The sequence below is a fragment of the Vibrio renipiscarius genome, assembly GCF_000827885.1.
GTDB classification, from domain to species: domain Bacteria; phylum Pseudomonadota; class Gammaproteobacteria; order Enterobacterales; family Vibrionaceae; genus Vibrio; species Vibrio renipiscarius.
The window spans coordinates 423,223-436,987 of record NZ_JTKH01000006.1 but is presented as its reverse complement, the minus strand read 5'-3'; the positions used below and the strand labels follow the sequence as shown (position 1 = coordinate 436,987).

Below are 13,765 nucleotides of genomic sequence, written 5' to 3'. Positions count from 1 at the left end.
ACCCTGAAAAAACTGGGAATGCAGTAATGACATTTGAAATAAGCCTTTTATGGCAAGATCGTCACGGTAACGAAGATAAACTTCGCCGTGATGACCATCGCAGCCCTTATCAACGCGACCGCGCTCGCATTCTGCATTCTGCCGCTTTTCGCCGCTTGCAAGCGAAGACTCAGATTCATGGCACCAGCATTGATGATTTCCACCGTACTCGTCTCACTCATTCATTAGAGGCGGCGCAATTAGGTACGGGGATCGTGGCGCAAATTAAGAAAAAGCAGCCCGAGTATCACGCCTTATTACCCACCGATAGCTTAATCGACTCACTCTGTTTGGCCCATGATATTGGCCATCCACCCTACGGCCACGGTGGTGAAGTCGCCTTAAATTATATGATGCGAGATCACGGCGGCTTCGAGGGCAATGCCCAAACGTTTCGTATCGTCACACAACTGGAACCTTATACGGAACAGTTTGGTATGAATCTGGCGCGCCGAACCTTACTCGGATTGATCAAATATCCAGCCTTACTCAGTCACACGAGAGCCAAACAACAGCCTCAACCGGTGAGCCACCAGCGCCAATTGCGCGCCAAAGATTGGGCGCCAGCAAAAGGGATTTACGATTGCGATAAGCCCCTATTTGAATGGGTCCTTACCCCTTTAGATGACAACGAAAAGCCCCTTTTTTCTCAAATGCGTGATAGCGACATTTCGCCATTGTCTGCCAGTAAAACCCGCTTTAAGTCACTTGATTGTTCCATCATGGAGCTCGCCGATGATATTGCGTATGGCGTGCATGATCTTGAAGATGCGATCGTACTCGGAATGGTCAATCGCCATCAATGGCATGAAGCCGCGGCGAGCCAACTTGCCGAGTGCGGTGATCCTTGGTTTGAACAGCACATTGCGTTTATCAGTGAAATGCTCTTTGCCGGGGCGCATCACAAACGTAAGGATGCCATCGGCGGCATCGTCAACGCATTGCTCACGAGCATTTCCATCAAACCCGTCGATGCACACTTTACCTCACCACTACTGTCATTCAACGCGGTACTCGAACCGAGCATGGCAAGTGCCCTAGACATTTTAAAAGCCTTTGTCAGCCAATACGTCATTCAAGCGCCGCACGTACAGTTGATGGAATACAAAGGGCAACAGATTATTATGGATGTGTTTGAAGCTCTGAGCGCCGATCCTGAACGCCTACTGCCGATTGAAACACGCCAAGCATGGCAAGCAGTAGAGTGCGAAGCGCAAGGGATGCGGATCATCGCCGATTACATTTCCTCGATGACGGATGGTCATGCCAAGCGACTGCATCAACAACTGTTCTCTTCCCACTAAACGCAAAAACGCCATGATCTTAAAAGAAGATCATGGCGCTCATCATGGGCTATCCGTGCTTATACGCAGGGATTAACTGCGATAATTTTTCTCAAAAACCCCGGCTGGCATTTGATCAATTTGAAATTGAATCATTTTTTCAAACGCGTCAATCAGCGGAGAAAAATCCTGTTCTGGCTGCAAAATAGAGAGAATATAATAGCCAGCTTCGACGGTTGAAAGCGCATTATCACTGGGCGCTTTGCGAATGCGGTAATTGCCTTTTAGCTCACTCGGTAGTCGCAGTAACGGCAAATCATGTAAGTTGGTGGATAACTGCCACATTTTGAATGCTTTTTTCCATGTACCATCCAATAAAATCACGCGAATTTTTTCTTCGCTATGACTCATACTGGCCTGCGCTTCTACCGAACCTTCCCCTGGGTATAAAACAAAATGACGCACCTGAGGATCACAAATTAGCTGGTTGAGCTCACTATGCTGAGAGAAATCTTCGCCTTCAAAATAGTAGCTGTTTGGCAATGAAAGCGTCAGAATACGAGCCGTACCCATTGGTCGCTTCGACTCAGACGGGTGTTGAAGGATGATTAACTCAACATTCGATGCTAGGCTTTGTATCCATTGACATATACAGGCTTTGAGTGACTTTCCACATTGAGAGCAATATCGGGACATGACGTGAAATTAATCTTCCTATTAATGAGCATCAGCGCAGTGTGCTTAGGGCTACAATTTGAGCCTTTCGCCTCACTTTCGGCGTGGCGCTATGATTTGATCCCAACGGGACAGTGGCTGCGCATCCTAACAGGAAATTTCTCTCATACCAACTTTCCGCATCTTGCCATGAATCTTGGCGGGCTATGGATTATTGCGTTTATCTTTCGCCCAAGACCACAAGAATTTCTCATTCTGACATTGTTAATCAGTATCGGCGTTGGGGCTGGAATGCTATTGAGTGACGTACAAAGTTATGTGGGATTATCAGGTACACTGCATGGTTTATTTGCCTATTACGCGCTAAAAGAAGCGCTACAAGGCAGAAATTCAAGCTGGTTGTTATTGTTCGGTGTGATGGGCAAGGTTGTCTGGGAATTGACGATTGGGCCTAGCCATTCAAGCATGGAAATGATCGAAGCCAATGTGGCGGTAGAAGCACATCTCTGTGGCGTAGTGAGTGGCATTGTTTATGCCCTGGTCTTCTACCCGCTGTATAAAAACACTTGTGGCTCACAATCAATCGGCAGCAATTGATTCATTCTAAGTGAGCGCTTTACATCGTTACGAGACGTCGTAAATACATCGTCGCTGTCGCGTGAAGTCGTTACAAGCTAACTTCGAAATCACCAATAATTTGGTGGTGATTATTCATAATTTTACCGCAATGAGCTGTTTCATCATAAGTGAAACTTACATTCAAATCAGAGACTTGGCCTTTCATTAAGACGTTTCTCAGCAATATATCGCCATTGATTTGATGAGCAGTAGATATCCAGTTGTTGCTGTTTTCAAAAATATTAAACTCTATTCTCATTGAGTATCCTGTTATTTATTAAAAGATTCTGTTTTGATTTTAGCTTTGTGAAACCAAAAGCGATGACGACCAGAAGATCGAGACATAATGTTTTTCCTTATATTTTAAAAGATGTATTCAAGCTTATCGTTCGTTTGTGACAAAAAAATGATCGCAAAAAATAGAACGAAGCCACGTCAGCATAAAACAGACGAGCATAGTAACTAATTGTATTGGCTTGAATTTGATTTTTTAGATGTGAATATTCAGCGTCACAGTCTTGCTTATATCGTGAGTGAAAACATCAAAAATTAATAGTGGGTTTGAAACTGAGGAGGTAAAACGGAGTTTCTAGGGCAGAAAATAGACACAAGTTGAACGAGTCAACTTGTGTCTGAATCAAAATCAAAAGATTACAGAGCTGTCACGTTAGAAGCTTGTGGACCTTTTTGACCTTGCTCAACTTCGAAAGACACTTTTTGGCCTTCAGCAAGAGTTTTGAAACCTTCAGATGCGATTGCACGGAAGTGAACGAACACGTCAGCGCCGCCGTTGTCTTGAGAAATGAAACCGAAACCTTTCTCTTCGTTAAACCATTTAACGATACCAGTAGTTTTGTTTGACATGTGATGTCCCTTTTTAAAATTGTTTATATTTTCGCAAAAATGCGAGGACACTGTCTGATAAATTATTTAATCGTACGAAAAAGCTAAGGGAATAACAGAGGTTTACAACAAACGAAGTATTCTGAAGATTTGCTTTACTAAATTCTTTCTTAAATAACTCTATCTAACAGAGCTGCCTATATAGTACCGCGTTAAGCGCTCTTGTAAAGAATTTTTTAGGGCCAAATCTCCTTTTTCTTGTTGTTCGACGAGAAACTGAGCATATGCTTAGCTCGCATTCGTCGATAAGCACTTAAATTTATGGGAAAAGGGATATATTGCTATACCCCTTTTCAATCTAATGTAACGACCCGCTTGTTAAACGATTGGACGCTGTCCGCGATCGATCAGTTTCATTAACACGTTGTCTGCGGCTTCTCCCATCAGAGCAGCCAGCTTCGATGTGATTTTTTTCTTCTCAACGTAATGAATCGCCAGCACGGTTTTGTCTTTGCACGCTTCAACCACTAGGTCATCAGAGGTTTTTATTTCATCAACAAGCCCAAGGCTTAACGCCTGAGTACCAAACCAATGCTCACCAGTTGCCACGTTTTCAAGATCCAACTCAGGGCGACGTTCACGAATAAAGTCTTTAAACAGAACATGAGTCTCTTCCAACTCTTGCTTGAACTTATCACGTGCTTTATCGGTATTTTCACCGAACATAGTTAGAGTGCGTTTGAATTCACCCGCTGTTACTTGCTCATATTCAATATCGTACTTTTTCAGCACTTTATGGAAGTTAGGGATCTGAGCAATCACACCGATGGAACCCACAATCGCAAATGGTGCTGACACGATTTTATCGGCGATACACGCCATCATGTAACCGCCACTCGCCGCAACCTTGTCAACTGAAATGGTCAGAGGAAGACCTGCTGATTTAAGGCGATCCAATTGCGATGAAGCCAACCCATAGCCATGCACCATACCGCCGCCGGATTCAAGGCGTAACAAGACTTCATCACCTTCACAAGCGACCGCAAGAATCGCTGTCACTTCTTCCCGCAGTGAGGCGACTTCTTTTGCATCAATGCTACCTTTAAAATCCAACACAAAAAGGTGTGATTCACGTTTGCTTTCTAACTCACCGTCTTTGGCTGCTTTTTTGATCTCTTTCTCGCGAGCTTTGTGCTTCTCTTTTTCGTCTTTCTTTTCTGCTTTGTTGCGCGCTTTTAAAAAGGCGTCGTCATACAAATGGTGCTCTAACTGCTCAACCGTATGTTGATGCTGTTCGGTAAGATTGGTGATTTCAAGCTCACCTTTTGGTGCGCCGCTTTTACCACCAACACTTTTAGCAATGATTAAAATCGCCACCACTGCAACTACTACAGTCACAATCTTGGCCAAAAACAGGCCGTAGTCCAACAAAAATTCCAAGCTGAATATCCTCTCAATGTGCGAATTGTTGTATTGTAACCATCTTGTCACGAAGACATAAAGCAGTTCATAACAATAAGGAAGCATCGCGTGGATTATTCAGTAGCTGACCATGCCTTAGAAGGAAAAGTCATCCTTGTTACCGGCGCTGGCGCTGGCATTGGAAAACAAGCCGCCATCAGTTTTGCCCAACATGGCGCAACCGTCATATTATTGGGCCGTACCGTCAAGAAGCTTGAACAAACGTACGATGAAATCGAGCAAGCGGGCGGCTTACAGCCAGCCATTATTCCGCTCGATATGAAAGGCGCAAGTAAGCAAAACTACCTTGATATGGTTGATACGATTGAAAGTCAATTTGGTCGACTTGATGGTGTATTGCATAACGCTAGCGTGCTGGGTGTCGTCAGCCCGTTCGATCAGATCAGCGAAGACTGCTACGACGACGTCATGCAAGTGAATGTGAAAGCGCAATTTCTGATGTCGCAAGCACTGCTGCCGCTTCTGCATAAATCGCCCGATGCACGCATGATCTTTACTTCTTCAACCGTTGGCCATGTCGGTCGTGCGTTTTGGGGCACGTATGCCATATCAAAATTTGCAACCGAAGGGATGATGCAAGTTCTGGCCGATGAACTCAGTGACACCAACATCCGCGTTAATGCAATCAATCCAGGCGGTACTCGTACAGGGATGCGCGCGAAAGCTTTCCCTGCTGAAGATAGCGATTTACTCAAGACTCCACTGGATATTATGCCGCTCTACCTTTACTTAATGGCCCCCGAGGGCAAAGAGGTTCACGGCCAGTGCATTGACGCACAACCGAAAAAATAATTTACATCACTTCAACGCCTTGTCACTTAGCAAGGCGTTTTTCATCCTCTCCCCTATTGCAGTGCTTGCTGGATAAATTATACTGTACAAATATACAGTCAACTTTACTCAACAATTGCCTATGTCGGAACTCATCGATCACCTAAAACAGAAGCATTGGCTATGGCAAGGCAATGCCCAGCAATCTCAGCCCTTAGAGGCTTATTCCACAGGTTTTCCGCTGCTCGATAACAAACTAGACGGTGGTTTTCCAAAGCATGGCGTGATTGAGCTACAAAGCGCCTCAGGCATTGGTGAGCTTCGACTACTTGTGCCACATCTGCTCAATAGCAGTGAAGCACGCATGAGTGTCTTTATTCAGCCTCCCGGCTACCTCTGCGCAGAAATGTTGGTCGAGCAAGGTTTCGACCTCAACCAAATATTGCTCATCTATCCGGACAATCCACAGCATGCATTATGGGCGGCAGAGCAGTGCTTAAAGAGTGGTGCTTGCAGCAACGTATTGCTTTGGCAATCTGAATTGGAAGTGCATCAAGCGCGTCGCTTACAAGTCGCCAGCGAAACCGGTAACTGCTTACACTTTTTGTTCAAGCAACCACAACAGCACATTTTTTCTCTCCCTGTCAGTTTAAGCCTGCACTTAGAGCCGCATCATCATGGACTGACGGTGACCATCACCAAGCGCAAAGGAGGCTGGCCGCATGGCCGCTTTGTACTGGACATGCGCTCACGCTGGCCCCAATTAATGATTGCAGAGCCACAACCTGTCGTGGTTCCTTTTCCGACGCGCAAGCAAGGATAATCAATGCAACTCTGGCTCTATCTTCATTTTCCAACCTTGCAATTGGATGCGCTCTTTGCTGATCATGCCGAACAACCGATTGTGATTGTTGATGGCCAACGCTTCCAAATTGTACAGGTTAACCCACCAGCGTTTGCGCTTGGTATTAAGGCCGGAATGGGACTTGGCAGCGCCAGTGCGCTTTGTCGTGACTTACAAGTCCATCCTTATGACGCAAGCCAAGAGCAACAAACCTTGGTCGATATTGCCCAATGGCTCTACTTAGTCACTTCCGATATCGTCTTGCAGCCACCGCAAGGTATTTTACTCAAGGTCACGGATATGCTGTGTTTATATGGCGGCCTTGAAGCCTATTGGCAGAGACTGTCACGGCACCTCAATACATTGGGTTATCGCTACTGCTATTCCACTGGTTTTTCACCCTATTCGGCCATTTTACTGGCCAAATCGGCCACCATGCTAATCTCTGACGACAAAGAGCGCCTACTGGCGACGATTCGTCCTTTTCCACTGGCTTGTACTGAATTAGCAGACAAAAGCGTTAGCGCCCTGCAACGCGTTGGGGTAAGCACCTTAGCGGATCTATTGAGTTTGCCGATGGCAGAATTGGCACGTCGATTTGATATCGATTTGGTTAACTACGTTGGGCGATTACTGGGGCAATTCAAGCACCCAATGGCGTTCTATCACCCGCCGGAGAAGTTTCACCGTTATCTTGAACTGTTATACGAGATTGAAAATACCCAATGGCTAGAAAAGCCTCTAAAGACATTACTCGAACGATTAGAGAGCTTCTTAACTCTGCGCGATCATGTCGCTTATGAACTGCAATTAACCTTGCACCAACGAGATAATCAAGTCGATACCGTCACCTTTACCTCGGCCTGTGGCGACTCCATGGCCAAGCGTTGGTTGATACTGTGTCAACTCACACTAGAAACCCTCAAACTGAGCGCACCGGTGCAAGGCTTAACCTTGGCGATTATCCGTGGCGGCCCATTAGAGGCCACGAGTCGAGACATGTTTAATGGCCCGCAAGGCCAGCTATCCTCGCTTGAACTGATTGGGCTATTACAAGCAAAACTGGGGAAAGATAAGGTATGCAAAGTCTTACTTAGCCAAGATCCTCGACCGGAAAAAGCCACACAATTATGTGACCCGAGTGCCAGCATCAATAACCCTATTTCCGCGACTCGCTGCCGCCCGAGTGTGTTACTACCCGCTCCGGAACCTTTACAAGAAAAAATAGCCATCATTCAAGGCCCAGAACGATTAGTCACGGGTTGGTGGGATGGCGATGATATTACCCGTGATTACTTTATTGCTCGCAGTGATAAAGGCCGCTGGCTTTGGGTATTTCGCAACCAAGATAAGCAGTGGTTTCTCCACGGTCAATTCAGTTAAACGGAAACACCATGTCTTACGCTGAGCTTTTTTGCCAAAGCAATTTCTCATTTCTCACCGGCGCTTCTCATGCAGAAGAGCTGATTTTACAAGCGGACTTTCTCCGCTACCGCGCTTTGGCGATTACCGATGAATGTTCGGTGGCAGGAGTGGTACGTGCCCATACGGCAATCAAAAAACACCAGCTTGGTGTGCAATTGATCATTGGGAGTATGTTTTGGCTTAATGATGAGTGCCAAGTCGTGCTCATTTGCCCCAGTCGGCAAGCCTATGCCGAGCTATGCCGCATCATTACCAATGCACGTCGTCGCAGTGAGAAAGGACACTATCAACTCTCTGAGTGGGATTTAATGTCTATTCGTCACTGCTTAATCATTTGGCTGCCCACCTATCAACCAGTGAGTCATAAACAAGCGGAGCATGAGTCTACGGACCATAAGTGGGGGCAATGGTTAGCACAACACCATCAGCATCGTTTGTGGCTTGGCATACAGCGTCACTTAGGCAGTGATGACCAAGCCTATTTACTCAACTGCCAGCACTTAGCCTCTGAACTACAGCTGCCTATCACCGCCTGTGGGGGCGTATTAATGCATACCGCAACACGCCTCCCCTTGCAGCATACGTTAACCGCGATTAAACACGGCAACACTATTGATACCATCAGCGGGCATCTCTTAGCCAACAGCGAGCGATCTCTGCGCAGCGTCGACAAACTCCGTAAACTCTTTAAACCCGAATGGTTGGCGGAAAGTGTGCACATAGCCCAACGCTGCCATTTTAGTTTGGCAGAACTGAAATACGAGTATCCGAGTGAACTCATCCCTGATGGCACAACCCCTATGAGCCATCTTCGACAACTGGTTGCGCACGGGAAAAAATTACGCTTTCCTGAAGGTGTGCCGAGTGACATCGAGCAAACAATAGAAAAAGAGCTGCTCTTGATCGAGGAGCTTAACTATCCGTTTTATTTTTTGACCATTCACGACATCGTGATGTTTGCTAAGCGCAGTCGCATTCTGTATCAAGGACGAGGCTCAGCAGCTAACTCCGTGGTCTGTTACTGCTTAGAAATCACCTCGGTTGATCCTCGCCAAATATCGGTGTTGTTTGAGCGATTCATCAGTAAAGAGCGCGATGAGCCGCCCGATATTGATGTCGACTTCGAGCATCATCGCCGCGAAGAAGTGATTCAATACATCTATAAAAAATATGGTCGTGAGCGAGCAGCGCTGGCGGCCACGGTGATTTCGTACCGATTTAAAAGCGCAATACGCGATGTGGGAAAAGCACTAGGGATAGAGGAAAGCCAACTCGATTACTTTATTAATAACGTCAATCGCCGCGATCACGCACAAGGCTGGCAAGCGCAAATCGTTCAACTCGGCCTCGAACCGAACTCACTCAAAGGTGAGCAGTTTATTCAGCTGGTTAATGAGATCATGGGGTTTCCACGCCATCTCTCACAACATGTGGGGGGCTTTGTTATTTCCTCTGGTCCACTGTATGAATTAGTGCCAGTTGAAAACGCGTCGATGCCCGACCGTACGGTCATTCAATGGGATAAAGATGATCTCGAAAGCCTCGCACTGCTCAAAGTCGATGTGCTCGCCCTTGGCATGCTTAGTGCCATTCGCAAGTGCTTTGAACTGATTGAGCAGTTTCATGGCGAGTCATTATCCATTGCTGAAATTACTCGTCGCCAAGATGATGCGAATGTCTACGGCATGATTCAACGTGCCGATACCGTGGGCGTATTCCAAATCGAGTCCCGGGCACAAATGACGATGCTACCAAGACTAAAACCAGCCAGTTACTACGATTTAGTGATTCAAATTGCCATTGTGCGCCCTGGCCCGATTCAGGGCGATATGGTGCACCCGTTCCTGAAAAGACGTGAAGGACTGGAGCCCATTAATTACCCATCAAAAGAGGTCGAAGCGGTATTGTCTCGCACCATGGGCGTGCCCATTTTTCAAGAACAAGTCATTAAACTGGCGATGGTCGCAGCCGGGTTTAGCGGTGGTGAAGCCGATCAACTTCGTCGCGCAATGGCCGCTTGGAAGAAAAACGGCAACTTGGTGAAATTCCGAACCAAACTGATTGAAGGCATGCTCAGCCGAGGTTATGAATTAGACTTTGCTGAGCGGCTTTTCGACCAGATATTAGGTTTTGGCGAATATGGTTTTCCAGAAAGTCATTCCGCCTCCTTTGCCGTGCTCGCCTACTGCTCTGCATGGCTAAAGTTCTATTATCCTGAGGCATTCTATACCTCACTACTCAATAGCCTACCTATGGGCTTTTACAGCGCCTCACAGCTGGTTCAAGACGCCCAACGTCATGGCTTAACCATTTTGCCCATTTGCATTAATCACTCAAACTACGAGCATCAGATCATTCCCCAGCCAAATGGGTTAGCGATTCAACTGGGTTTTCGTCAAATAAAGGGGTTAAGTCAAACCAGTTGTGAGCAATTGATACGAGCCAGAGGCCAAGGGCACTTTAACCATCCACAACAAATTAAGCATATTGGACTGAATAAACGAGACATCGAGATACTCGCCTCTGCCAATGCTCTCCACTCCATCGCGAATAATCGCTATCAAACTCGTTGGGCAATGATGGATTCATTGTCAGATTTACCGCTATTCCAGCACATAGAGGAATCAGCGCCTCACTGTCTCGCGGCGCCAAGCGACGCCCAAACCTTGCTTGAGGACTACTCCTCTACGGGCTTATCACTGGAGCAACACCCGATTCGATTACTCGATCAAACAGGCGTACTTGGGCGATTTACGCGTATGAATCAATTGATCAATAAAGAACATCAATCCATGGTGACGGTGATCGGTGTCGTTACAGGGAGGCAATCGCCTGGAACCGCAGCTGGCGTGACCTTTTTCACCCTAGAAGACGATACTGGCAACATCAATGTCGTGGTATGGCAAGCAACCGCCAGAGCACAGCAACAAGCGTACTTAAGTGCAAAAATTTTACGGGTAAAAGGCATTGTAGAGCGCGAAGGCAGCGTCATTCATGTCATTGCAGGAAGGTTAGAAGATATCACCGATCAAATCGAAGGGTTGCAAAGCCACTCTCGTGATTTTCATTAATTTGACCGGTACACCAGAAAAGCAAAAGGAGCCATTAGGCTCCTTCTCGTATTACAGATGACAAGTTACAACTCGCCTTCAGCGTCCATACTTCTTTTCTTGTATTCCCTGTACAGTACTAAGCTTAGAGTCAAAATGATCTTTGACGTTAACCATATCATGCGTAGGAGCTACCTTAAGGTTTCTGATGAAAAGTTGGTTTGATAGTCATGCGCCTATTTTCAATAACAAAATAGCGACCTAATAGTATCACAAAACAACCACTTCGCACAAAACACACTCAAAGCGAGCAACAATCCATCAAATTCATTTAAACGCCAAGCACTTCTCTCAGGCGATTTTGCGTAACCTCAACCAAAAGATCCGGTTGGAACTTAGAAATAAAGCGATCACAACCGACTTTTTTCACCATCGCTTCATTGAAGCTGCCACTCAAAGACGTATTCAAAATAATATGCAGATCTTTCATTCGAGGATCATTTCGAATCTCATACGTCAATTTATAGCCGTCCATTTCTGGCATTTCGGCATCCGTGATCATCAGCAGTAACTCGTCTGCCACCGACTTCCCTTCATTACTCCATGACTGGAGCAATCTGAGAGCCTGGAGACCATCACGACATTCAATGATATTCAAGCCAAGTTGAGATAGCGTGCCTTTCACTTGAGCGCGAGCCGTTGAAGAATCGTCCACAATTAACACATTGCGGCCAACCATTTCAGCGCTTAGGCGATTATCCAGCACACCTTCAGAAATAGACACATCATAATCAATGATTTCAGCCAGCACTTTCTCGACATCGATTATTTCAATAATTTGGCTTGTATCGCCTTCTTTAATTTGGCTGATTGCCGTGAGATAAGTCGCGCGCCCCGCGGTTCTCGGAGGCGGCTGGATGTCACTCCACGTCGTATTGATGATGTTACGAACTTGTCCCACAAGAAAACCTTGTACCGTACGGTTATATTCCGTGATGATCAGGTTTTCTTCTTGATTTTCTAACCGCGATGGCGGAAACCCAATTGCCGCCCGTAAGTCGATCACAGGGACGGAAACACCACGAAGCGATACCACCCCTGTAATATTATAATGTGCGCCTGGTAACTTAGTGAGCGGCGGCACTTTAATGACTTCACGAACTTTAAACACATTAATGGCAAACAACTGTCGGCTATTAAGACTAAATAACAGCAACTCCAAGCGATTCTCACCCACTAATTTGGTTCGCTGATCAACACTGTTTAATACACCGGTCATGGCCATTCTCTACAACAGTTAAGCAATGTTTTCTGTGGCTTCATAACGATGAAAGCCACAGAAAAATTATTCAAAAGGGCTAATTAAAGCATAATGTTACCCTTCTATCACCTTCATCAGTAATAAGCCATCGAAGAGTGCTTGTTTTACGAGGGCAGCACCGGTCATCGTCGCTTGCTTATAGAAACGAGATTCGACGACTTCCAGATCTTGATGATAGACCGGTAAACTTTGTTCCTTGATGCATTTTTGGATCGCAGGATAAAGAATGTCTTTCGCTTGATTAATGGCTCCGCCAATCAAGATTTTTTCTGGATTAAACAGGTTAATCACAATCGAAATCGCCGCACCAAGGTATTCCGCTAATTTTTCGATGGCATCGACCGCCAAAGCATCACCGTTTGCAGCAGCCTCACAAATATCTTCCACCGTAATATTGGCAATACTGGAAAGCGTCGACGCTTCTCCTCGCGCAATACGCTCAGAAACTTCCAAGCGAATCGCTTGAGAGCTTGCCACGGTTTCTAAACAGCCACGGTTACCGCAATGGCAAAGCTTACCTTGGGGATCAATACGAATATGACCCAGTTCGCCGATGTTTCCGTGACGACCTTGCAGTAGACGGCCATCAAGAATAATCCCAGCGCCTAAGCCATGATGAATCGAAATCAAGATCGAGTTTTCATTCTCTTGCGAGTGGCCAAACAACTTTTCTGCCAATGCCCATGCTCGAGTGTCATTGGCAATAAAAACCGGTAGCCCTGTCGCCTTGTAGATCTCTGGCCCAAGGTGCAAGTTTTCAACATTATAATGTGGCATTTGCAATACAATGCCTTCGTCAGAATTGACTAAGCCTGGCAGCGTAATAGCGATACTCGTGACACGATCAAGCTGATCAGAATACGTTTGGAAAAACTCTTCTATCTCATGCAGCAATCGCGCTAAAACATCATCTTGATCAATCTCATGGATATCAATTTTAGTATCAATGAGTACATCACCACCCAGTTCATGCAACGCGATGGTCAAGTAGCCTCGACCCAAACGCATCGACAGAAACTGCCACCCCTCATTGTTAACTTGTAAACCAACGGCAGGACGTCCACGACTTGTCGCTTCTTGTACGGTCGTTTCATGGATAAGGTGAGCCTCAATAAGCTCGCGCGTGATCTTAGTGATACTTGCAGGGGCAAGTGCACTCTCTTTTGACAGATCAATACGTGAAATTGGACCTTTTTGATCGATAAGTTTATATACACGGCCAGCATTGACCTGTTTGATATGATCAATATGGCCTGGTTGAGCCATGTACATAAGGACACTCCAATATTCAACAACTCAGTAATTTTTTTACTTTGCGAAGTAATTGTGAAGCCCCTTGATAAATCGCCGTGACAAGCATCACGTATAATCGGAATTGTTTGTGTTGCTGGTCAAATCACAACCGAATATTTAA

Annotated in this window: 12 protein-coding genes; 6 read left to right on the top strand and 6 right to left on the bottom strand. The window is 46.0% G+C overall.

All coding sequences use genetic code 11. The annotated features are described in order from the left end of the window. Positions 1-26: 26 nt before the first annotated feature. On the top strand, positions 27-1,343 hold the full coding sequence (locus tag OJ16_RS05270; protein ID WP_040988826.1) for an anti-phage deoxyguanosine triphosphatase: 1,317 nt from the start codon (positions 27-29) through the stop codon (positions 1,341-1,343). A gap of 72 nt (positions 1,344-1,415) precedes the next feature. On the opposite strand, the gene OJ16_RS05265 is transcribed toward OJ16_RS05270, so the two are convergent. Further along, positions 1,416-2,018: a tRNA-uridine aminocarboxypropyltransferase gene (locus OJ16_RS05265; protein WP_040988116.1), complete on the bottom strand. Its 603-nt coding sequence runs from the start codon at positions 2,016-2,018 to the stop codon at positions 1,416-1,418. A 3-nt stretch (positions 2,019-2,021) separates the two neighbouring features. Between OJ16_RS05265 and rrtA the strand changes: the two genes are divergently transcribed. Continuing rightward, on the top strand, positions 2,022-2,594 hold the full coding sequence (gene rrtA, locus OJ16_RS05260; RefSeq protein ID WP_052810327.1) for a rhombosortase: 573 nt from the start codon (positions 2,022-2,024) through the stop codon (positions 2,592-2,594). Between the two features lie 70 nt (positions 2,595-2,664). On the opposite strand, the gene OJ16_RS05255 is transcribed toward rrtA, so the two are convergent. From OJ16_RS05255 to sohB, 3 genes are all read right to left on the bottom strand, one after another. Further along, positions 2,665-2,874, bottom strand: coding sequence for a hypothetical protein (locus OJ16_RS05255; protein ID WP_040988114.1), 210 nt, complete (start codon positions 2,872-2,874; stop codon positions 2,665-2,667). A gap of 392 nt (positions 2,875-3,266) precedes the next feature. Beyond that, positions 3,267-3,479 carry a transcription antiterminator/RNA stability regulator CspE gene (cspE, locus tag OJ16_RS05250; protein ID WP_040988113.1) on the bottom strand — a complete coding sequence of 71 codons (213 nt, stop codon included), beginning with the start codon at positions 3,477-3,479 and terminating at the stop codon, positions 3,267-3,269. 357 nt (positions 3,480-3,836) lie between these two features. Then, positions 3,837-4,898, bottom strand: coding sequence for a protease SohB (gene sohB / locus OJ16_RS05245; protein WP_040988112.1), 1,062 nt, complete (start codon positions 4,896-4,898; stop codon positions 3,837-3,839). A 90-nt stretch (positions 4,899-4,988) separates the two neighbouring features. On the opposite strand from sohB, the gene OJ16_RS05240 reads away from it, so the two are divergent. The 4 genes from OJ16_RS05240 (at position 4,989) to OJ16_RS05225 (ending at position 11,051) form a co-directional block, all read left to right on the top strand. Next, complete coding sequence (locus tag OJ16_RS05240; protein WP_040988110.1) at positions 4,989-5,732, top strand: YciK family oxidoreductase; 744 nt, start codon at positions 4,989-4,991, stop codon at positions 5,730-5,732. A 121-nt stretch (positions 5,733-5,853) separates the two neighbouring features. Then, a complete protein-coding gene (gene imuA, locus OJ16_RS05235; RefSeq protein WP_040988109.1) occupies positions 5,854-6,534 on the top strand; it encodes a translesion DNA synthesis-associated protein ImuA in 681 nt (226 codons plus the stop codon). A 3-nt stretch (positions 6,535-6,537) separates the two neighbouring features. Then, the gene (locus OJ16_RS05230) at positions 6,538-7,938 is read left to right on the top strand and encodes a Y-family DNA polymerase (protein ID WP_040988108.1); all 1,401 of its coding nucleotides are present in this window, start codon (positions 6,538-6,540) and stop codon (positions 7,936-7,938) included. Positions 7,939-7,949: 11 nt separating this feature from the next. After that, positions 7,950-11,051, top strand: a complete 3,102-nt coding sequence (locus tag OJ16_RS05225) for an error-prone DNA polymerase (protein WP_040988107.1) — start codon at positions 7,950-7,952, stop codon at positions 11,049-11,051. Positions 11,052-11,361: 310 nt separating this feature from the next. Here OJ16_RS05225 and OJ16_RS05220 read toward each other — a convergent pair whose 3' ends face one another. Further along, positions 11,362-12,309: a chemotaxis protein CheV gene (locus OJ16_RS05220; protein ID WP_040988822.1), complete on the bottom strand. Its 948-nt coding sequence runs from the start codon at positions 12,307-12,309 to the stop codon at positions 11,362-11,364. Between the two features lie 96 nt (positions 12,310-12,405). After that, on the bottom strand, positions 12,406-13,623 hold the full coding sequence (mlc, locus tag OJ16_RS05215) for a sugar metabolism global transcriptional regulator Mlc (RefSeq protein WP_040988105.1): 1,218 nt from the start codon (positions 13,621-13,623) through the stop codon (positions 12,406-12,408). Positions 13,624-13,765 lie beyond the last annotated feature (142 nt).

Bases quoted from the DNA above. Each gene is read 5' to 3' on its own strand.
- OJ16_RS05265 (WP_040988116.1), bottom strand. From the start codon at position 2,018: ATGTCCCGATATTGCTCTCAATGTGGAAAGTCACTCAAAGCCTGTATA.
- OJ16_RS05225 (WP_040988107.1), top strand. From the start codon at position 7,950: ATGTCTTACGCTGAGCTTTTTTGCCAAAGCAATTTCTCATTTCTCACC.
- OJ16_RS05255 (WP_040988114.1), bottom strand. From the start codon at position 2,874: ATGAGAATAGAGTTTAATATTTTTGAAAACAGCAACAACTGGATATCT.
- OJ16_RS05220 (WP_040988822.1), bottom strand. From the start codon at position 12,309: ATGACCGGTGTATTAAACAGTGTTGATCAGCGAACCAAATTAGTGGGT.
- OJ16_RS05230 (WP_040988108.1), top strand. From the start codon at position 6,538: ATGCAACTCTGGCTCTATCTTCATTTTCCAACCTTGCAATTGGATGCG.
- imuA (WP_040988109.1), top strand. From the start codon at position 5,854: ATGTCGGAACTCATCGATCACCTAAAACAGAAGCATTGGCTATGGCAA.
- OJ16_RS05270 (WP_040988826.1), top strand. From the start codon at position 27: ATGACATTTGAAATAAGCCTTTTATGGCAAGATCGTCACGGTAACGAA.
- cspE (WP_040988113.1), bottom strand. From the start codon at position 3,479: ATGTCAAACAAAACTACTGGTATCGTTAAATGGTTTAACGAAGAGAAA.
- mlc (WP_040988105.1), bottom strand. From the start codon at position 13,623: ATGTACATGGCTCAACCAGGCCATATTGATCATATCAAACAGGTCAAT.